Here is a 20203-nt window from a genome sequence, read left to right as displayed (position 1 = left end):
CGCTGAACACCGCGGTGCGGTCAGCGCGCGGCCGTACACACGCAGCCCGCGTACCGGAGGAGGTCCAGGTGGACCCTCCGGGTCAGCTTGGGCGTACGTACCTTCACGTTCCCGAACTTCCCACGCACCCCCCTCCGAGGTCAACCTCACCCCACGGGGTGCCTCATCCGTCCTTCGCGGGACCTCGCGGCTGGTCGCGCAGTTCACCCCCAGGGGCGCGGGGAACGGCGCGCGCAACCACCCACCGGGGGAAGATCGCGGCGCCCACCGCGCGAGGCATCCCGGAGCGCCCAAGGCCCGAGCCCCCCGGGGCTCAGCGGCGGGTCGGGTGGGCTCCCGGCGGACCGTCCTGGTCCTCCGGGAGTTTGCACACGCGCTCCAGGAAGATCGCCGCGGCCACCACGAGGACGCCCGCGAGGAAGGCGAGGCCCGCGTAGACGGCCTGCTGACGGCGCGGGTCCATGTCGAGCTTGTACATGATGAGGTAGAGGCACGTGCCGCCGTACATCCCCGCGACGAGTGCCGCGACCAGCGCGCTGGCCTGGGCGAAGACGAGGGCGCGGGCGGCGGCGAGCGGGTCGACGGCCTTCGCGCCGGGGCGGCGTTCGCGCTGGGCCCGCAACCGGGAGCGCAGGGAGAGGCCGGTCGCGAGGAGTGCGGCCGCTATCACCGCCAGGACGATGGGCGCGGCGACGGGCACGCCGGGCAGGGTGCCCAGCGTGTCCCACAGCCGTGCCGCGGCCCACGCCACGACCAGGGCGGCCGCGAAGAGCCCTGCCAGCGTCCTGATTCGCAGTGTGCTCACCGAGCGCCCGCCTCCATGTAAACCATCCCCCTACGAACTTCCGGCCGATCACGGCCATTCACGCAACGTCTACTCGGGCAGCCGAAGTTCCAGGTCGTCGCGGCGCTGGACACCGTGCCGGTCGACCGTGGCGATCAGGTCGGCGACGGGGCCGCGGCCGGGGAACTCGGCGGCCGGGTCGACGTCGTACCACGGTACGAGGACGAAGGCGCGCTCGTGGGCGCGGGGGTGGGGCAGCGTGAGGACGGGGTCGTCGGAGCGGACGCCCTGGTAGGCGACGATGTCCACGTCGAGGGTGCGCGGGCCCCAGTGCGCGGCGCGGACCCGGGAGTGGGCCTCCTCGATCGCGTGGGCGCGCTCCAGCAGGGAGCCGGGCGGCAGGGTGGTGCGGATGAGGACGACGGCGTTGAAGTAGCCGGGCTGGCTGTCCGCGGGCACGCCCCACGGCTCGGTCTCGTAGACCGGGGAGACGGCCTTGACGCGCACCCCGGGGGTGTCCTCCAGCGCGTCGACGGCTCCCTGGAGGTTCTCCAGCCGGTTGCCGAGGTTGCCGCCGAGGGAGATGACGGCGGTCTGCGGGTTCTGCAAGGTGCTGTCGGCCGCGTCGACGGCGGCGACGACCGCGGCGGGGACGGGCTGGACGGTCGGGTCTGCGGACTGCTGCGGCCATTCGGCGGTCACGGGCGCCTCCGGGTGATGGTCACGGTCACGTCGTCGAAGGGCACGGCGATGGGCGCGTCGGGCTTGTGTACGGTCACCTCGACCTCCTGCACGGCCTCGTGCCCCAGGCAGGTGTCGGCGATGCGCTGGGCAAGAGTCTCGATGAGGTCGACGGGTTCGCCGGAGACGACGGCCGCGACCTCCTCGGCGACCACACCGTAGTGCACGGTCCTGGCGAGGTCGTCACCGGCTGCCGCCGGGGCGGTGTCCAGCCGCATGACCAGGTCGATCACGAAGATCTGGCCCTGCTCCCGCTCGTGCTCGAAGACCCCGTGGTGTCCGAGCACCTTCAGTCCGCGCAGTGCGACGGTGTCCAGCGCGGCCGTGCCCGCCGCGTTCCCGGTGTTCCCCGCGTCCCCCGTGCCCGCCGTGCCCGTCGTGTTCATCGCGCTCACCCTCGCTCATTCCTCGTTCTCGGCCGCTGCGGTCTCGTCGTCCTGTTCGGCGAGCACCGGGGAGCCGTGGTGGACCCAGAGCTGCCAGCCGTCGGCGGTGCGCCGGAAGACGTTGGTGGCCACGACGAGGCCGCCGACGAGGGACGAGCCCGCCGGGTCGTCCTCCTCGGCGGGGCCGCCGGTGAGGATGTTCTCGGTGCAGGTGACCACGGCGGCGTCGCCGTCCACGCCGATCTCGACGTCGGTGAGGAAGAACTGGATGTAGTCGGTGTTGGCCATGATGAGCGCGAAGGACCGCATGACCTCGCGGCGCCCGCGCAGCACGGGCCAGCCGGGGTGGACGACGGCGACGGTCTCGGCGAGCGGCCCGTCGAGGACGACCTCCTCCAGGGCGTCGAGGTCGGAGTTCTCCACCGCGTCGTAGAAGGCCTGGTTGGCCCGCTCGACCGCGCGTGCCTCCGCCGTCTTCGCCGTCATGCGCCCGCCCCCGTGCCCTCGGCCCGCCGGCCGTCCGGGTCCGTACCCCCCGGGTCCGTACCACCCCGGTCCGTGCCGCCCGCCGCCGCGGAGATCGCGTGGGCGACGCGTACGGCGTCGGCGCTCGCGTGCACCTCGTGCACCCGCACCGCCCAGGCGCCCTCGCGGGCGGCGATCGCGGTGACGGCCGCGGTGGCGGCGTCGCGCTCGCGGGCGGGCGGCGGCGGGGCGGAGGTGTCACCGGCCAGGACGCGGCCGAGGAAGCGCTTGCGGGAGGCGGCCACGAGCAGCGGGCGGCCGAGCGCGCGCAGCTCGCCGAGGTGGGCGAGCAGCGCCAGGTCGTGCGGGGTCTCCTTGGCGAAGCCCAGGCCCGGGTCGAGGACGACTCGGGCGGGGTCCACGCCCCCGGCGACCGCGCGGTCCAGGGCGGCGCGCAGTTCGTCGAGGACCTCGCGGAGCACGTCGGCGTAGACGGCCCGGTTGTTCATGTCGATGCTCTGGCCGCGCCAGTGCATGACGACGAAGGGCACCCCGGCGGCCGCGACGACGGGGATCATCGCCGGGTCGGCCTGGCCGCCGCTTACGTCGTTGACCAGCGAGGCGCCCGCGGCGACGGCCTGCTCGGCGACGCTCGCCCGCATCGTGTCCACGCTCACGAGCACCCCGGCGGCGGCCAGCTCGCGCACCACCGGGAGCACCCGGCGCAGCTCCTCGGCCTCGTCCACCCGCGCGGCACCCGGCCGGGTGGACTCGCCGCCCACGTCGACCAGGTCGGCGCCCTGGGCGACGAGGTCCAGCCCGTGCTTGACGGCCAGCTCGGCGTCGAACCACCGCCCGCCGTCGGAGAACGAGTCCGGCGTGACGTTGACCACGCCCATGACCGCGCAGCGGTCCCACTGCGGCAGTCCTACGGGTCCGGCGGGACCCTGCTGGGTACTCATGCGTCCCAGCGTAGGCGGTACGGGTCAGGCGACCGCACTCCGCTTGTCCGCGCCCTCGTGGCCCTCGCCGTCCGCGCCGGTCTGCGCGCCCTCGCAGGCCTCGCGCGCCGCACGGGCGGCGGCGTGGTCGGGCGGGGCGGCGTAACCGGAACGCTGACGGTGCGGGCGGCGGGCCCGGCCGGGCAGGAAGCGCTGGACGGCGTCGGGCAGCGGCAGCGACAGCGTCACGAAGCCTTCGGCCTGCATGGTCGCGAAGCCGATACGGGGCAGGTCGCGCGAGTTGGGGAAGACCAGGAAGCGCGGCACCCACTCGGGCTGGAACTTCGCGTTGAACTTGTACAGCGACTCGATCTGGAACCAGCGGGACAGGAAGACCAGCAGCCCGCGCCAGCCGCGCAGCACCGGTCCGGCGCCGATCCGCTCGCCGCGGGCCAGCGCCGAGCGGAACATCGCGAAGTTCAGCGACACGTGCGCCACGCCGAGCCCGGGGGCCTGCTGGAGGGCGGCGACGATCAGCAGCTCGTTCAGGCCGGGGTCGGCGCTGCGGTCGCGGCGCATCATCTCCAGCGACATCCCGTCCCGGCCCCAGGGCACGAAGTGCAGCACGGCCCGCAGGTCGCCCAGCTCGGGGTGGGCGGCGCCCGACTCGGGCTCCTTGTGGGCGGTGACGACGACGCAGTCGCCGTCCACGTCCTCCCCGAAGCGGCCCAGCGCCATGGAGAAGCCGCGTTCGGTGTCCGTGCCGCGCCAGGCGTCGGCGGCCAGCCTGACCTGCTGCTTCTCGTCCTCGCCGAGGTCGCGCACGCGGCGTACCCGGGTGACGTACCCGGCGCGCTCGATGCGTTTGACCATCTGCCGCACATTGCGCATGGCGCGGCCTTCGAGGGTGAAGCGGTCGGTGTCGACGATGGCCTCGTCGCCCAGTTCCAGGGCGTCCAGGCCGGTCTCGCGGGTCCAGACCTCGGCGCCGGTCTCGCTGCACCCGACGATCGCGGGCAGCCAGGCGTGGGCGCGGGCCAGGTCCATGAAGCATTCGATCGCGCCGGGCCACGCCTCGACGTCGCCGATGGGGTCGCCGCCGGCCAGTGCCACGCCGGAGACCACCCGGTAGCAGACGGCGGCCTTGCCGCTGGGCGAGAAGACCACGGACTTGTCGCGGCGCAGCGCGAAGTGCCCGAGCGAGTCGCGGGCGCCGTGCCGGGCCAGCAGCGCGCGCAGCCGGTCCTCGTCGGCCTCGCTCAGCTCGGCGACCGGGCGGGCCGGGCGCAGCGCGAGGTAGGCGGTGGAGGCGGCGATGAGCAGGCCGAGGCCGCCGAGGGAGTAGCCGACGAGGTCGTTGACCCGGTCGCTGGAGTATTCGACGGGCCCCTCGACGCCGAAGAGGCCGAGCAGCACGTGCTGGCAGCGGTCGAGCAGCCCGGGGTTGCCGCGTTCGGAGGCGGGGTGGGCGCTGGTGATGACGAGGCCGAGGGCGAAGGCGAAGAGGCTGAGCCCGACGAAGTTGAGCAGCGCCCGCCAGCGGGTGCGCGGGTCGGACAGCGCGGTGAACTCGCGCCGGTTGCGCACCAGCACCGCGAGCAGCACGAGGGACACGCACGCGCCGAAGTACGAGTGCCGGTAGATCAGCTGGGTGGCGGCGCCGACCGGGAGCAGGGCGACGGTGGCCCACCACGCCCGGACCTTTCCGCGTTTGAGGGCGTGCGCGAGCATCAGCAGCAGGATGCCGGTGACGATCGCGGTCGCACCGGCCAGGGTGCTGACGGTGCCCGGGAAGACCGCGGCCATGTGGTGCATCCGGCCGTTGCGGAAGGCCGGGAAGACCGCGGAGATCACATCGAGCAGCCCGATGACCGCCGTGGCGGTGCCGATGATCCTGGGCACGGCCCGGGACGGCACCGGCCAGCGGTGCCTGCGCTCTGGGCACTGACGGTCAGCCGACATCACACACCGCCCGCGGAACCTGTTTCAGGCTTTCGCCCTCTAGCACTACAGACATGAGTCACCAAACCACAGCATCACCGGGAAATCACGGGCACATCCCGCAATCTGCTCCAGTACGAATTTTTGCGCCCTCTAGGACGGAAACCTGGCTGCTCGGGTTGCGTCCCGGACCGTATCACTGGACGCCGACGCAGAAAGTCTCCAGCCGACATGGGTCTCACGAGCAAGAAGGTGCTGCTGGCAGCCACGCTGCTGGCCCTCACGCTGTTCATTCTCACGGTGTGGCTCTGGCCACGGCTCTCCCGCCGCGGCCTTGTGCCGGTCCTCGGCCGGGTGGGGATCCTGCTGGGCACCCAGCTGTCCCTGATGGCCGTGATCGGGCTCGCCCTCAACACGTCCTTCGGCTTCTACGCCTCCTGGGCCGATCTCTTCGGCCGCAACACCACGCCGGGTGTGGTGGTCGACCACAGCCTCGGCTCACCGCAGGACGGCGGGATGCGGGTGCTCGGCACCGTGCGCCCCGGGGTGCCGGGCGGGGCGATCCCCAAGCGCGGCGGGCAGATCCAGAAGGTGGCCCTGGCGGGCGGCACGACGGGCATCACCAGTACGGCGTACGTCTATCTGCCGCCCGAGTACTTCCGTGAGCCGACCGCCCGCTTCCCCGCGGTGCTGGTGCTCACCGGCTACCCGGGCACGGCGGAGTCGCTCTACAAGAAGCTGAAGTATCCGACGGTGAACGCGCAGCTGGTCAAGGACCACCGCTCCCGGCCGATGGTGCTGGTGATGATGCGGCCGACGGTGGCCCCGCCGCGGGACACCGAGTGCACGAACGTGCCGGGCGGCCCGCAGGTCGAGTCGTACTTCGCCAAGGACGTCCCGACGCTGATCACCGACCGCTACCGGGTGGCCGCGGGGGCGCGGAACTGGGCGGTGATCGGCGACTCGACCGGAGGCTACTGCGCCGTGAAGCTCGCCCTGCGCGACCCGGGCAGCTACTCGGTGGCGGTGGGCCTGTCCCCCGACTACGGCGCCGCGCTCGACGCCACGACCGGCGACCTCTACGGGGGCGACGCCGAGCGCCGCCGCGAGAACGACCTGATGTGGCTGATCGGCCACCGCCCGCACCCGCCGGTGAGCCTGCTGGTGACCAGCAGCCGCAAGGGTGAGCGCAACTACAAGAACACCCTGCGCTTCATCGCCATGGGCGAGGCCCCGACCCATGTGTCGTCGATCATCCTGCCGAGCGGCGGCCACAACTTCACCACCTGGAACCGCGAGATCCCGGCGGCGATGGAGTGGATCAGTGCCCGCCTGGGCGGGACCGCCTCCTGACCGCCGGGGACGTGCGGGGCTCAGCCGCGCCCGATGATGAGGCTCATCGCCTCGGACCGGGTGGCCGGGTCCCGCAGCTGCCCCCGCACCGCGGAGGTGATCGTCTTGGCGCCGGGCTTGCGCACCCCGCGCATGGTCATGCACATGTGCTCGCACTCGACCACGACGATCACCCCGCGGGGCTCCAGGATGCGCATGAGGGCGTCGGCGATCTGCGTGGTCAGCCGCTCCTGCACCTGGGGGCGGCGGGCGTAGACGTCGACGAGGCGGGCCAGCTTGGACAGGCCGGTGATCTTGCCGGACGACGAGGGGATGTAGCCGACGTGGGCGACGCCCACGAAGGGCACCAGGTGGTGCTCGCAGGAGGACATCACCTCGATGTCCTTGACCAGCACCATCTCGTCGTGCCCGAGGTCGAAGGTCGTGGTCAGGACGTCCTCGGGCTCCTGCCACAGGCCGGCGAATATCTCGCGGTACGCACGGGCGACGCGGGCCGGCGTCTCCCGCAGGCCCTCGCGGTCCGGGTCCTCGCCGACGGCGAGGAGCAGCTCGCGCACGGCGGCCGCGGCGCGCTTCTCGTCGAACTCGCCGATGGTCCCCTCGCCGTCGAGCGTCACGGGGTCCGTCATGGGGTGCCTCGTTCCTGCGGTGCTGACAATGCCGTGAGCGGTGCGGCCCGGGGCGGCGGGGCGACAGCCCGGCCACTTGCGGAAAAAGGCCGCGGTCCCAGGGTAGAACCCTGGGACCGCGACCTTCATTCCGGGCTGCCCCCCGACCTGCGGCTTCGCCGCGGGTGCGGGTGGTCAGCCGTCGCTCTGACCGTCCTCCGGCGGGGCCGTCGGCTCGGCGGAGGGCTCGGCCGGGGGCTTGGCGGTGGTGACCGCCGCCGGGCCGCTGCCGTTGGCGGGCTGCTGGCTGCCGTTGGTCAGCGCCAGCTCCTTCGGCGAGAGCACCGGGGGCCGGGTGGACGGCGTACGGCGGGCGGAGCCCGTCCAGGCCGGACGCGGCGGGCGCTTCACGATCGGGGCGAAGATCTCGGCGATCTCCTCCTTGTTCAGCGTCTCCCGCTCCAGCAGGGCGAGCACCAGGTTGTCGAGCACGTCGCGGTTCTCGACCAGGATCTCCCAGGCCTCGTTGTGCGCGGTCTCGATCAGCTTCTTGACCTCCTCGTCCACCAGCCCGGCGACCTCTTCGGAGTAGTCGCGCTGGTGGCCCATCTCACGGCCGAGGAAGGGCTCGGAGTCGGAGGAGCCGAACTTGATCGCGCCGAGGCGCTCGGTCATGCCGTACTGGGTGACCATCGCGCGGGCCGTCGCGGTGGCCTTCTCGATGTCGTTGGACGCGCCGGTGGTCGGGTCGTGGAAGACCAGTTCCTCCGCGGCGCGGCCGCCCATCATGTACGCGAGCTGGTCGAGCATCTCGTTGCGCGTGGTCGAGTACTTGTCCTCGTCGGGCAGCACCATCGTGTAGCCGAGGGCGCGGCCGCGGGAGAGGATCGTGACCTTGTGCACCGGGTCGGAGCTGGGGGAAGCCGCCGCGACCAGGGCGTGACCGCCCTCGTGGTACGCGGTGATCTTCTTCTCCTTGTCCGACATGATGCGGGTGCGCTTCTGCGGACCGGCCACCACGCGGTCGATGGCCTCGTCGAGCACCGAGTTGTCGATCAGCTTCTTGTCGCTGCGGGCGGTCAGCAGCGCGGCCTCGTTGAGCACGTTGCTGAGGTCCGCGCCGGTGAAGCCCGGGGTGCGGCGGGCGACGGCCATCATGTCGACGTCCGGCGCGATGGGCTTGCCCTTCTGGTGGACCTTGAGGATCTCCAGGCGGCCCATCAGGTCCGGCGGGTCGACCGCGATCTGCCGGTCGAAGCGGCCCGGACGCAGCAGCGCCGGGTCGAGGATGTCGGGCCGGTTGGTCGCGGCGATGAGGATCACACCGCCCTTGACGTCGAAGCCGTCCATCTCGACCAGCAGCTGGTTGAGGGTCTGCTCACGCTCGTCGTGGCCGCCGCCGAGGCCCGCGCCGCGGTGCCGGCCGACGGCGTCGATCTCGTCGACGAAGACGATGGCCGGGGCGTTGGCCTTGGCCTGCTCGAACAGGTCGCGCACCCGGCTGGCGCCGACACCGACGAACATCTCGACGAAGTCGGAGCCGGAGATCGAGTAGAACGGGACGCCCGCCTCACCGGCGACGGCCCTGGCGAGCAGCGTCTTGCCGGTACCGGGGCGGCCGTAGAGCAGCACGCCCTTGGGGATCTTGGCGCCGACGGCCTGGAACTTGGCCGGTTCCTGGAGGAACTCCTTGATCTCCTGGAGCTCCTCGACGGCCTCGTCGCAGCCCGCGACGTCGGAGAACGTCGTCTTGGGGGTGTCCTTGGTGATCAGCTTGGCCTTGGACTTCCCGAACTGCATGACGCGCGAGCCGCCGCCCTGCATCTGGTTCATCAGGAAGAGGAAGACCACCACGATCAGGACGAAGGGCAGCAGCGACAGCAGGATGCCGACGAAGGCGTTCTGCTTGGACTGCGAGACGGTGTACTTGTCCGGGAGCTGGACCCCCGGGACCTTGCCGTCGACGATCTTCTGGAGGTCCTGGGCGATGGCCGCGCCCTGGTCGCCGATGTAGCTGGCACGGACCTTGGAGCTGCCCTCGATCTTGACGCCGTCCTTGAGCTGGACCTTGATCGAGTTGTCGTCGCCGGTCGTCAGCTCGGCGGACTTGGCCTGATTGGTGTCGATCGCGTGCAGGACCGCGCCGGTGTCAACCGTCTTGTAGCCGCCGCCGGACCCGACGACCTGCATCAACACGACCACGGCGAGGACAACCAGCACGATCCACATGACTGGCCCACGGAAATAGCGCTTCACGTCCATCCATGCGGGGCGTATCCGCCCCGTCCCTCCTGCCACAGTGAGGCACCTCACCGCCTGTCAGGCGGCCTGTGCATCCGGTGTTGTAATGACCCGACCTTCGGACGGTACCCCAGCATTGTCACCCGAGGGCGCCGCCGACTGTTAACCAACCCGCTTTCCTGCTCCAACGCCGGGAAATCGGCGCAGGTTCCCCGGGGCCTCCCGGGCGGATCCGGCCGGCCCGCGAGGGGGCCGGCGGGAGGGCCGGTCAGCCGCCGTAGACGTGCGGCGCGAGGGTGCCCACGAAGGGCAGATTCCGGTACTTCTCGGCGTAGTCCAGGCCGTATCCCACGACGAATTCATTGGGAATGTCGAAGCCCGTGTACTTGACGTCGATCTCCACCTTGGCCGCCTCGGGCTTGCGCAGCAGCGTGCAGACCTCCAGCGAGGCCGGGCCGCGCGAGCCCAGGTTGCTGATGAGCCAGGAGAGCGTCAGGCCGGAGTCGATGATGTCCTCGACGATCAGCACATGGCGGCCGGCGATGTCGGTGTCCAGGTCCTTGAGGATGCGGACGACGCCGGAGGACTTGGTGCCCGCCCCGTAGGAGGACACCGCCATCCAGTCCATCGTGACGGGGGTGGACAGGGCACGGGCCAGGTCCGCCATGACCATGACCGCGCCCTTGAGGACGCCCACGATCAGCAGTTCCCGGCCCGCGTAGTCCTGGTCGATCTGCGCCGCCAGCTCGGTGAGCTTCGCGTCGATCTCGGCCTGGGAGATGAGTACCTTCTCCAGGTCCGTGCCCATGTCGATCTCGTTCACTGCCTGGTACGTCCTCAGCTGCTCGGGTCCACGTCGGCGCACGTCGGCCCACCCAATGGCTACGACGGCGAGAAGAACAGTCTGCCACTGGCCCGCAGGACGGCGACGCCGCCCGGCAGGTTGAGGGCCTTCTGGCCGTGCCAGCCGGTGACCAGGCGGTCCACCTCTTCGATGTGCCGGGCGAAGAGGAAGCCGGGCGGCGAGCCCGCGGCGATGGCGGTACGGCGCAGCACCCGGCGGCGCACCGCGGCGGGCAGCGTGGACAGCCGCCGTACGTCGAGGCTGCCGTCGTCGCCCGCCGCGTCGGCCTGGGCGTCGGCGGCCCACTGGTCGAGGGCGTCGGCGTCGTCCCGGGAGAGCTGGGCGGTACGGGCCAGGGCCTCGACGACGCCTTTGCCGAGCGACTTCTCCAGCACCGGCAGCGCCTCGTGGCGGACCCGCGAGCGGGTGTAGGCGGGGTCGTGGTTGTGCGGGTCCTCCCACACCGTGATGCCCTGGGCCAGGCAGCCCTGGCGGACGGTGTCGCGGTCGAGCAGCAGGAAGGGGCGGCGGTAGCGGCCGCCGACGCCGGACACCGCGGCCATGCCGGACAGCGACCGGATCCCGGAGCCGCGGGCGAGTCCGAGCAGCACCGTTTCTGCCTGGTCGTCGCGGGTGTGGCCGAGCAGGACGGCCGCGGCGCCGAAGCGTTCGGCGGCGGCGTCGAGGGCGGCGTAGCGGGCGTCGCGGGCGGCGGCCTCGGGGCCGCCCTGGCGGCCGACGGTCACGCCGACGGCGTCGACCGGGTCGAGGCCGAGGGCGCGCAGCCGTCCGGCCACTTCCTGCGCGCGCACGGCGGAGCCGTCCTGCAGGCCGTGGTCGACGGTGACCGCGCCGGAGCGCACGCCGAGGCGGGGGCCCTCGAAGGCGAGGGCGGCGGCGAGCGCCATGGAGTCGGCGCCGCCGCTGCATGCGGCGAGCACCAGGGGGTGCGGGTCGGCGGACGAGCCGAGGACGTCGTGCAGGACGCGGCGGACCGCCAGGCGTATCGCCGCGACCGTGGGGTGGGGTCCCATGTCCGGTTCCCTCCTGAGGAGGCTGGGTGCGAGAACGTCGCCGAGCGCGGGAAGCTCGTGAAGTTCCGGAGTTGATGACGCAGGGTATTCAGATGGTGACAGAAGCCCAGGCATTACCCGAGCATCGCACGCCCTACCCTGCGCATACGGTCCCTCGGACGGGTGAACCAGGGGCGCGTGCCCCCGCCCGGGGGCGCGGGCGGCGGGCGGCGCGCCGACCCCGTACGGGCCCCGCGGTCAGCCGTCGGCGGCGGGCCGGGCGTGGACCCGGGCGACCCACTCCGCGGGCTTGGCGATCTCCGCCTTGGTGGGCAGCGTGTTCGGCGACGTCCACACCTTGTTGAAGCCGTCCATGCCGACCTCGTCGACGACCGCCCGCACGAAGCGCTCGCCGTCGCGGTACTGCCGCAGTTTCGCGTCCAGGCCCAGCAGCCGGCGCAGCGCCTGGTCGAGGCGTCCGGCGCCGCTGGCCCGGCGGCGGCTGAACTTCTCCCGGATCTCCGCGACCGAGGGCACGACCTCGGGCCCGACACCGTCCATCACGTAGTCGGCGTGGCCCTCCAGCAGCGACATCACGCCGGTCAGCCGGGCCAGGATCTCCCGCTGCGAGGCGGTCTGCACCAGATCGACGAGGCTGCGCCCGCCGTCCGGCTCCTCCTCGCGGGCCTCGGCCTCCTCCTGCTCCCTGGCGCCGTTCTGCCCGCCGAAGGACTGCACGGCCTGCCGGACCCGCTCCACCACGGTCGAGGCGTCCAGCTCGGTCTCGCCGAGGAAGGCCTGGATCTCGGCCTCGATGTGGTCGCGCAGCCACGGCACCGCGGAGAACTGGGTGCGGTGCGTCTCCTCGTGCAGGCACACCCACAGCCGGAAGTCGTGCGGATCGACGTCCAGCTCCCGTTCCACGTGCACGATGTTCGGGGCGACGAGCAGCAGCCGTCCGGCCCGCGACTGCCCCGGGGCGGGCTTGACCGGTCCGGCGGGCATCTCCCGGCTCGGCGGGGCGAACGTCTCGTACTGCCCGAGCACGCGGGAGGACAGGAAGCTCAGCAGCATCCCGACCTCGACCCCGGTGACCTTGCCGCCGACCGTGCCGAGCACGGCGCCGCCGGGGCCGCCGGGACGGCGCTCCTGCATCTTGACCAGCAGCGGCTTGAGGACCTCGCGGAAGCCCGCCACGTTGGCCTTCACCCATCCGGCGCGGTCCACGACGAGCACGGGGGTGCCGTGCGGCGGCGCGTCCTCGTCGTACATCCGGGTGAAGCCGCGTACGTGCGCCTCGGAGTCGAGCGCGTGCCCGCGCAGCTCGGCCACGATCGCGCGCGCCTCGTCCCGGCTCACCTCCGGGCCCGGCCGGGTGAGCCGGGTCGCCGTGGCCACGGCGAGGTTCCAGTCGACCATCTCGCTTCCACCGATGCTCGTCATGCCTTCACGGTACGTTGCCGGTCCGTGCTTTGGGGCGCCCGCAGCCGGGCGGGAAACCCGGAAAGAACCCGGAGAAGCCCGCGGAGCCCCGCGGAACCCCCGGGAACGCGGAAGGGGCGGGCCGTACGGGGTCTCCCCCGCGGCCCGCCCCTCGGCGAAGGCGGTGCGGCGCACGCGCTCAGTGGCCCGGCCCGTGCTCCTTCAGGCGGCGGAAGGAGTCCTCGATCTCCGCCTCGGCCTCGGCGCGGCCGACCCAGTCGGCGCCCTCGACGGACTTGCCGGGCTCCAGGTCCTTGTAGACCTCGAAGAAGTGCTGGATCTCCAGCCGGTCGAACTCGCTGACGTGGTGGATGTCGCGCAGGTGCTCCACCCGCGGGTCGGACGCCGGCACGCACAGCACCTTGTCGTCGCCGCCGGCCTCGTCCGTCATACGGAACATGCCGATGGCGCGGCAGGTGATCAGGCAGCCGGGGAAGGTCGGCTCGTCCAGCAGCACCAGGGCGTCCAGCGGGTCGCCGTCCTGGCCGAGGCTGTTCTCGATGAAGCCGTAGTCGGCGGGGTAGCTGGTCGAGGTGAAGAGCCTGCGGTCCAGGCGGATACGACCGGTCTCGTGGTCCACCTCGTACTTGTTCCGCGAACCCTTCGGGATCTCGATCGTGACGTCGAACTCCAAGGCCGTACTCCTCCATGATCAGCGCATAGTGCGGGTGGTTAAGTGTCTCCCACGCAAGTGGGTGGTCGCGAAAGGGGCTGGTCGGGGGTGCCGCTCAACAGAACGGTGCAGGTCGTGGGGATATCGGCGGCGGTGGGCGCGGTGCTCGCCGCGGTCGCGGTGACCGCGGCGGGACCGTGGGACGCGGGCCAGCGTACGGCCGAACGGTCCTGGGCCGCATCGCGCTCGCCCGGGACGAAGCACGCCGGGCCGCACGCCGCGCCCGGCACGCCGTGCGGATCCGGCGGGGCGTGCGCGGACACCGACCTCGTCGGGGCCCACGCGCCCACCGCCGGGCCGGTGTTCGCCGCCGCCGGGAGCGGGCGGGCGCCCGCCTCGCTCGCCGCGGACCTCACCGCCCGGCTGCGGCCGCTCATGGCCGCGCCCGGCCTCGGGACGGTACGCGCCGGGTCCGTGATCGACGTCGCGAGCGGGCAGGTGCTGTACGACCGCCGGTCCGGCACCGCGTCGACGCCCGCCTCCACCACCAAGCTCGCCACCGCGGTCGCCGCGCTCGGGACGCTCGGCGACGCGTACACCCTCACGACCAGCACGGTCGCCACCGACGACGACCGGGTCGTGCTCGTCGGCGGCGGCGACCCCACCCTCACGCTCGACGGCCTCGCCGCCGACACCGCCACCGCGCTGCGCGCCCGCGGGACGACCTCCGTGCACCTCGGGTACGACACCTCGTACTACTCGGGGCCCACGCTCCACCCCATCGGCGTCAACGAGAACCTCGCGCCCGTCACCGCGCTCATGGTCGCCGAGGGCCGCCTCGACCCCGGCAGCAGCGGGCCCGCGACCCGCTCCCTCGACCCGTCCCGCGCCGCCGCCCAGCAGTTCGCGCACCTCCTCGAAACCCACGGCATCACCGTGACCGGCAGCCCGAAGAAGGCCAGCGGCGCGGGTGGGGCGCGGCTCGCCGTCCACCACTCGGCGCCGCTCGACCAGCTCGTCGAGCGCATGCTCACGGACTCCGACAACGACATCGCCGAGGCGCTCGCCCGGCAGGTCGCCCGAGCGTCCGGGCAGCCGCTCAGCTTCGCCGGTGTCGCGCAGGCTCTTCCGCAGGCGCTGCGGACGTACGGGGTGCCGCTCGGGGACGCCGTCTTCACCGACGGCAGCGGGCTCGACCGGGACGACGCGGTGCCGCCCGCGGCGCTCACCCGGCTCCTCGCCCTCGCCGCGTCGCCGGACCACCCGGAGCTGCGCCCCGTTCTCGACGGGCTCCCCGTCGCCGCGTTCACCGGCACGCTGGCCTCCCGTTTCTCCGCTGCCGCGGGGGCCGGGGTGGTCCGCGCGAAGACCGGCACGCTGACGGGCGTCAACACGATCGCCGGGGTGACGGTCACCCCGGCGGGCCGGATACTCGCCTTCGCGTTCATGACCAAGGGCTCGACATCCGCGTCCGCGGCGGAATCCGCGCTGGACGCGCTCGCGTCCGAGCTGGCCACGGGATGACGCCCCCACCCGCCTCGTCCGGTGCGCCCCTGGGTGGTTGCCACGTGCGGTAGCCGTTCGCCTTTCCCCCGGTGGGGGCTTGTCGCGCAGTTCTCCCCCAGGGCTTCGCCTGGGAGGTACCCCCACGCGCCCCTGAAAACGAGTGCACTCGCCCGCAAGGAGAGGGGCTCGCGCATGCCGCGCAGGGCGACACACCAGGGGCGCGGGGAACTGCGCGACAAGCCACGACGGCGGGAAGGTCGCGTAAAGCACCTCCGGGGGCACCCCGGGGCGTCCGGTCAGAAGCCGCGCGTGCGCTTCGCGGCGAGGCGGGGGGCCGACGGGCCCGGCGTGGGGAGCGCGAGGCGGGCGACCTCGTTGCCGAGGTTGACGCCGATCGCGAGGGCGAGGGCCAGCGCGGCAGCGCGCGTGAGCTGGGTCGCCCCGGCCGACGCGTGCCCCTGGGTCACCGCGAGCAGCCCGAAGTACGTCGCGGACCCGGGCAGCAGCGGCCCGATCGCCGCGGTCACGTACGGGAGTACGGACACGTACCGGTAGCGGGCCATGAGCTGGCCGAAGAGCCCGACGAGCCCCGCGGCCGCGGCCGTCGCGGCGACCTGGTTGCCGCCCGCCTGGAAGTGCAGGACGCCGTAGACGGTCCAGGCGACTCCCCCGTTGAGGGTGGCGAGCACGAGCACTCCCCGTTCGCACTGGAGCAGTACCGCGAAGGCCAGCGTCAGCACCATCGCGGCGATGAGCTGGACCCATGGCTGGTCGTACGCGCGGAGCGCCTGGTCGGGGTTGAGGGTGACGCCGAAGCGGACGCCCGCGTAGAGGACGAGGGTGACGCCGATGACGATGCCGACGACGAGGTAGATGACTTCGAGCAGGCGGGCGGACGCGGTGATGTAGAAGCCGGTGAGGCCGTCCTGGACGGCGGCGACGAGTGCGCGGCCGGGCAGCAGCGCGAAGAGCCCGCCGGTGATGACGGCGGAGGACTGGACCCCGGCCGTCCCGGGGATCCAGTGGGCGCGGTCGACGAGCACGCCCATCGCGGCGGCGGGCATGGCCGCGGCGGCGAACTGGTAGAACTCGGGCAGTCCGCGCCCGGCGAGCAGCCAGGCGAGCCGGTCGCCGACCATCGCGGCGAGCGCGGCGGCGAGGAAGATGATCAGGTTGCCGCCGACGAGGAGGCTGGCGGCGCCCGCGAGCAGCCCGGCGGCGCCGGTGAGGAACCAGCTGCTGTACGGGTGCCGGTTGCGCCGGATGTCGGCGAGCCGCCGGTACGCGTCCTCCAGGGTGACGTCCCCGGCGGTGATGTCGTCGACGAGGTGGTAGACGGCGGCGAGCCGGGTGTAGTCGGTGCCGCGGCGCCGCACCGTGCGGGTGGAGCTGAGCGGCGGTTCGGTGAGGGAGGGCTGGTAGGAGATGCCGAGGAGGGTGAAGGTGACGTTGGGCTCGACGCGGACGAGCCCGTACGCGTAGGCGACCCCGAGCATCGCCGCCTCGACGTCCTCCGCGCCCTCGCCGCCCGCGAGGAGCAGTTCGCCGATGCGCAGGGTGAGGTCGAGGACGCGGGGGACGGACAGCGCGTGCCCGGACTCCTGGCGGGCGAGCAGGCCCTCGGGGACGGGCCGCTCGGTGACGGAGAGCCGGACCATGGTCCGCATGCGGTCCTGCCACCGGGCGTCGTGGGGCGGCAGGGCGATGACGGGGATGCCTTCGGGCGGGGTGAAGGCCGAGCCCGCACCGCCGAGCGGCTCGGGCGGCGTGTACGCCGACGAGCCGTCCCCGGGGCGCGGGCCCGCCACGGCTGCCTCAGCCCTTCTGCGCGCGGTGGCGCCCGCCGCCGCGCTGGGCGGCGGTGCCGGCCAGTTCGCCGGAGTCGGCCGCGCCGGCGGCCGGGCCCTCTGACTGTCCCTTGCGCCGGGCGCGCAGGTATTCGATGCCGAGCGGGATGACGGAGATGAGCACGACGAGGACGAGGATCGCCTCGATGTTGTTCTTGACGAAATCGATCTGTCCGAGCCAGTAGCCCAGCAGGGTCACGCCGGCGCCCCACAGGGAGCCGCCGATGACATTGAAGGTGGCGAAGGTGCGGTAGTTCATTCGGCTGACGCCTGCGACGATCGGCGTAAAGGTCCGGACCACCGGAACGAAGCACGCCATCACGATGGCTTTCGAGCCGTGCTGCTCGAAAAAGCCGTGGGCCTTCTCGATGTTCTCCATCTTGAAGAGCCGGGAGTCGGGCCGCCGGAAGAGCGAGGGCCCCACCTTGCGCCCGAACCAGTAGCCGACCTGCTGCCCGACGACGGCGGCCAGCGCGATCAGCACCGCCACCAGGCCCAGCGGCTTGTCGAGGGTCCCACCCGCCACAAGGAGCCCGGTGGTGAACAGCAGCGAGTCGCCGGGCAGGAAGAATCCGATCAGCAGGCCGGACTCCGCGAACACGATCACCAGGACGCCCCACAGGCCGTATGTGTTGATCAGGTGGTCGGGAGAGAGCCAGCTCGGACCGAGCGCGAGGTTCGTCACGCTCCAAAAGTATCAATGGAGTGTTGATACAAACGTTCCGCAACCAGTGTGCGGTGGACTACCTTCTCCGCAGCGTCACCCCCGCACCACCGCAAGTCCGGCAAGTCTTACCCCTTGGATCACATGCGCCACAAGCGCATCAATCACGCCAAGCACTCCCAGTACCCCGGGCCTCACGCACATCCCACGCATCGAACGCATCGAACGTCACATTTTTCCCATGCGCCACACGCTGCGAGCGCCGCACAGGCGACTCCTCTCCCTCCCTCCCCCCCACGTGTCCCGTCACCGCGTCCGAACCACCTGGCGGCTCCCGTTATGACTCGCGCCATCACCCTGCACGAAGTTTCCAAGTACTACCCGAAAGAGCCGTCGCCAGCCGTGGACCGGTTCTCGCTGGACATCGCCCCGGGCGAGTTCCTGGTGCTCCTCGGGCCGTCGGGCTGCGGCAAGTCGACGGTCCTGCGGATGATCGCCGGCCTGGAGGACATCACGACCGGTGAGCTGCTGCTGGACGGCGAATACTCCAACGACCTCGCCCCCGGCGACCGCAAGATGGCGATGGTCTTCCAGAACTTCGCCCTCTACCCCAGCATGACCAGCCGGGAGAACATCGGCTTCCCGCTGCGCTTCGAGATGCCGGGCGAGGACCACGGGCCGCGGATCGACGAGACCGCCCGCACGCTGGGCATCGAGGAGATCCTGGACCGCTTCCCCGGGCAGCTGTCCGGCGGCGAGCGGCAGCGCGTCGCGATGGGCCGGGCGATCTCCCGGCACCCCTCGGTCTTCCTGATGGACGAGCCGCTGTCCAACCTCGACGCGAAGCTGCGCTCGCACCTGCGTGCGGAGATCGCCCGGCTCACCCACGGCATGGGCGTCACCACCGTCTACGTCACGCACGACCAGGCCGAGGCGATGTCGCTCGGCGACCGGGTCGCGATCATGCGCAGCGGTGTGCTCCAGCAGGTCTCGACTCCCCGGCTGGCCTACCACCTGCCGGAGAACGTCTTCGTCGCCGCCTTCGTCGGCACCCCGCGGATCAACCTGCTCCAGGCCACCGTGCTCGCCCCGCTCACCGGCGGGATGTGGATCGACTTCGGGCGCCAGCGCCTGGGCCTGCCCGAGCCGCTGAACTACGACCACCAGATGCTGCGCATCCAGCAGGGCCGCAACATCATCGTCGGGCTGCGGTCGGAGGCGGTGCGGATCGCGCAGCCGAGCCAGGCGCAGCCGGGCGAGGTCGTGCTGTCCGGGATCGTCGAGCACGTCGAGTACCAGGGCCACGAATCGCTGGTGCACCTCAACACGGGGTCGCGTCCGGCGATCGTGCCGGAGCTGGAGGCACCGCGCCCGGAGGCCGCGAAGAACGGCTCCCGCCGGTCGGTGACCGCCGGGTCGGGGCTCGGCAAGCTCGCCCAGAAGGCGGCCCGGCGGCTCCAGGCCGGTGTCATGGACCGCGAGCCGTCCACGGGCGCGCACGCGTCCGGGTCCTCCCCGGTCTCGGTCATCGACCGCCCCTCGACGCCCGAGACGCAGACCGGCGACCTCGTCGTACGGACCGGGCCCGACGTCCGGCTGCGCCGCGGCGACCGCGTCCCGCTGCTGGTGGACCTGGCGCACCTCTATGTCTTCGACAACACCGGCCAGCGCATCTGCCCGGCCCCGACCCGGGCGCCGCGGCTCGAATAGCCCCCCACCGGGCGGGACCCGGCCCCCTCCCGGGCCCCGCCCGTCACCCGCGCGCGGTCAGTCCGCCGCCAACTCCGCCGCCGGGAGCTGGCCTTCGGCGTCCCGCAGGTGGTGGCGCAGCTCGTGCAGCGTGTGGGCGGCGAGCCAGCGCAGCGGGCGCTCCGCGCGCTCGGGGTAGGTGTAGACGAGCGCACGGTCCCAGTCACCGGGCCGCAGGCGGTCGAGGGAGTGGGCGAACATCCCGGCCGCGTCCAGCAGTTGCCGCGCCACATCGTCGGGCCGCTGGTCGGCGTAACCGTCGTGCTCCACCCGCTCGTCGCGCCCCATCGGCTCGGCGACCGGGACATCCGTCCGCCGCGCGGCGAGCACCCGCTCGCGCTGCACCAGCAGCACATCACGTACGTGGCAGGCGTATTCGAGCGGCGACCACGTCTGCGGCTCCGGCCGCCGCCGCAACGCCTCCTCCGGCGCGACGAGGAGGAACCGCGGGTACGCCCCGGCGGTGGCCCGGATCTGCCCGGCGAACTCCCCGGGGGTCCCGAGGTCGTACACGAACCCGCACTCCTGGCATGAGGTCATGGGGTGAGCCTAGGCCCGGCGGGCGCCCTCAGCCCGATGTCTCGCGCGGGGCGAACTCGCACCACACGACCTTGCCCGGATGCCGGTCCGCGACGTCCCATTTGTCGGCCAGCGCCCCGACGAGCGCGAGCCCGCGCCCATCCTCGTCGTCGGGCGCCACCTGAGGCCGGTCCGTCGTCGGGACGTCGGCGGGCCACGGATCGCCGCTGTCGTGCACCTCCACCCGCAGCACCCCGCCCTCCCCGCGGCTCAGGTGCAGCAGGAACCCGCGTCCGGGCGGCACCCCGTGCAGCAGCGCGTTGGTCGTCAGCTCGCTGACACACAGGAGTACGTCGTCGGTCCGGCCGACCACGCAGTCCCACGCTTTCAGCGCCTCACGCGTGAACTCCCGCGCGGCGGGAATCGAACGCCGCTCCCGGCGGTAGAACTGCTCCCGCACGTCGGCCTCTTGTGCCTCATCACTCATGACCGTCAGGGTCGCGCAC

General features: G+C 72.4%; 20 protein-coding genes. 3 read left to right on the top strand and 17 right to left on the bottom strand.

Annotated elements, in window-relative coordinates; translation table 11 throughout:
• Positions 1-20: 20 nt before the first annotated feature.
• The 7 genes from ACWERV_RS01175 to ACWERV_RS01145 form a co-directional block, all read right to left on the bottom strand.
• On the bottom strand, positions 21-107 hold the full coding sequence (locus ACWERV_RS01175; RefSeq protein ID WP_398177597.1) for a putative leader peptide: 87 nt from the start codon (positions 105-107) through the stop codon (positions 21-23).
• Between the two features lie 206 nt (positions 108-313).
• Positions 314-805 (bottom strand): DUF3180 domain-containing protein, encoded by a 492-nt coding sequence (locus ACWERV_RS01170; RefSeq protein ID WP_398176644.1) that lies wholly within the window; start codon positions 803-805, stop codon positions 314-316.
• A gap of 69 nt (positions 806-874) precedes the next feature.
• Complete coding sequence (gene folK / locus ACWERV_RS01165) at positions 875-1486, bottom strand: 2-amino-4-hydroxy-6-hydroxymethyldihydropteridine diphosphokinase (RefSeq protein WP_452927151.1); 612 nt, start codon at positions 1484-1486, stop codon at positions 875-877.
• Positions 1483-1842 (bottom strand): dihydroneopterin aldolase, encoded by a 360-nt coding sequence (folB, locus tag ACWERV_RS01160; protein WP_398177594.1) that lies wholly within the window; start codon positions 1840-1842, stop codon positions 1483-1485. Before folB ends, folK begins: the two co-directional genes overlap by 4 nt.
• Before the next feature lie 84 nt (positions 1843-1926).
• Positions 1927-2397 (bottom strand): nuclear transport factor 2 family protein, encoded by a 471-nt coding sequence (locus ACWERV_RS01155; protein ID WP_398176640.1) that lies wholly within the window; start codon positions 2395-2397, stop codon positions 1927-1929.
• Entirely contained in the window at positions 2394-3338 is a 945-nt protein-coding gene (gene folP, locus ACWERV_RS01150; protein WP_452927147.1) for a dihydropteroate synthase, read from the bottom strand. The genes ACWERV_RS01155 and folP overlap by 4 nt, the downstream gene beginning before the upstream one ends.
• 24 nt (positions 3339-3362) lie before the next feature.
• On the bottom strand, positions 3363-5279 hold the full coding sequence (locus tag ACWERV_RS01145; RefSeq protein WP_452927145.1) for a phosphatidylglycerol lysyltransferase domain-containing protein: 1917 nt from the start codon (positions 5277-5279) through the stop codon (positions 3363-3365).
• Between the two features lie 210 nt (positions 5280-5489).
• Between ACWERV_RS01145 and ACWERV_RS01140 the strand changes: the two genes are divergently transcribed.
• Positions 5490-6611 (top strand): alpha/beta hydrolase, encoded by a 1122-nt coding sequence (locus tag ACWERV_RS01140; protein WP_452927143.1) that lies wholly within the window; start codon positions 5490-5492, stop codon positions 6609-6611.
• 20 nt (positions 6612-6631) lie between these two features.
• Here the strand turns inward: ACWERV_RS01140 and folE are convergent, their stop codons facing one another.
• The 6 genes from folE to ACWERV_RS01110 form a co-directional block, all read right to left on the bottom strand.
• The gene (gene folE, locus ACWERV_RS01135; protein WP_398176632.1) at positions 6632-7240 is read right to left on the bottom strand and encodes a GTP cyclohydrolase I FolE; all 609 of its coding nucleotides are present in this window, start codon (positions 7238-7240) and stop codon (positions 6632-6634) included.
• A 174-nt stretch (positions 7241-7414) separates the two neighbouring features.
• Entirely contained in the window at positions 7415-9481 is a 2067-nt protein-coding gene (gene ftsH / locus ACWERV_RS01130) for an ATP-dependent zinc metalloprotease FtsH (RefSeq protein WP_452927140.1), read from the bottom strand.
• Between the two features lie 247 nt (positions 9482-9728).
• The gene (hpt, locus tag ACWERV_RS01125; protein ID WP_398176628.1) at positions 9729-10283 is read right to left on the bottom strand and encodes a hypoxanthine phosphoribosyltransferase; all 555 of its coding nucleotides are present in this window, start codon (positions 10281-10283) and stop codon (positions 9729-9731) included.
• A 59-nt stretch (positions 10284-10342) separates the two neighbouring features.
• Positions 10343-11338 (bottom strand): tRNA lysidine(34) synthetase TilS, encoded by a 996-nt coding sequence (gene tilS / locus ACWERV_RS01120; protein WP_452927137.1) that lies wholly within the window; start codon positions 11336-11338, stop codon positions 10343-10345.
• A gap of 237 nt (positions 11339-11575) precedes the next feature.
• On the bottom strand, positions 11576-12760 hold the full coding sequence (locus ACWERV_RS01115; protein WP_452927134.1) for a zinc-dependent metalloprotease: 1185 nt from the start codon (positions 12758-12760) through the stop codon (positions 11576-11578).
• 178 nt (positions 12761-12938) lie between these two features.
• Positions 12939-13433, bottom strand: coding sequence for an inorganic diphosphatase (locus ACWERV_RS01110; RefSeq protein ID WP_398176622.1), 495 nt, complete (start codon positions 13431-13433; stop codon positions 12939-12941).
• A gap of 87 nt (positions 13434-13520) precedes the next feature.
• Between ACWERV_RS01110 and dacB the strand changes: the two genes are divergently transcribed.
• Entirely contained in the window at positions 13521-14936 is a 1416-nt protein-coding gene (gene dacB, locus ACWERV_RS01105; protein WP_452927131.1) for a D-alanyl-D-alanine carboxypeptidase/D-alanyl-D-alanine endopeptidase, read from the top strand.
• A gap of 278 nt (positions 14937-15214) precedes the next feature.
• On the opposite strand, the gene ACWERV_RS01100 is transcribed toward dacB, so the two are convergent.
• Together ACWERV_RS01100 and ACWERV_RS01095 are read right to left on the bottom strand one after the other, a co-directional pair.
• Entirely contained in the window at positions 15215-16726 is a 1512-nt protein-coding gene (locus ACWERV_RS01100; RefSeq protein ID WP_398176618.1) for a threonine/serine exporter family protein, read from the bottom strand.
• A gap of 7 nt (positions 16727-16733) precedes the next feature.
• Positions 16734-17450 (bottom strand): DedA family protein, encoded by a 717-nt coding sequence (locus ACWERV_RS01095; protein WP_452927129.1) that lies wholly within the window; start codon positions 17448-17450, stop codon positions 16734-16736.
• Positions 17451-17768: 318 nt separating this feature from the next.
• Between ACWERV_RS01095 and ACWERV_RS01090 the strand changes: the two genes are divergently transcribed.
• Positions 17769-19139 carry an ABC transporter ATP-binding protein gene (locus ACWERV_RS01090; RefSeq protein ID WP_452927126.1) on the top strand — a complete coding sequence of 457 codons (1371 nt, stop codon included), beginning with the start codon at positions 17769-17771 and terminating at the stop codon, positions 19137-19139.
• A 57-nt stretch (positions 19140-19196) separates the two neighbouring features.
• On the opposite strand, the gene ACWERV_RS01085 is transcribed toward ACWERV_RS01090, so the two are convergent.
• Both ACWERV_RS01085 and ACWERV_RS01080 read right to left on the bottom strand, forming a co-directional pair.
• The gene (locus ACWERV_RS01085) at positions 19197-19718 is read right to left on the bottom strand and encodes a DinB family protein (protein WP_452927123.1); all 522 of its coding nucleotides are present in this window, start codon (positions 19716-19718) and stop codon (positions 19197-19199) included.
• Positions 19719-19746: 28 nt separating this feature from the next.
• Positions 19747-20184, bottom strand: a complete 438-nt coding sequence (locus tag ACWERV_RS01080; RefSeq protein WP_452927120.1) for an ATP-binding protein — start codon at positions 20182-20184, stop codon at positions 19747-19749.
• Positions 20185-20203 lie beyond the last annotated feature (19 nt).

The organism is Streptomyces sp. NPDC004031 (assembly GCF_053604375.1).
The sequence above is the reverse complement of the archived record's forward strand: the minus strand, read 5'-3'. Positions and strand labels throughout refer to the sequence as shown.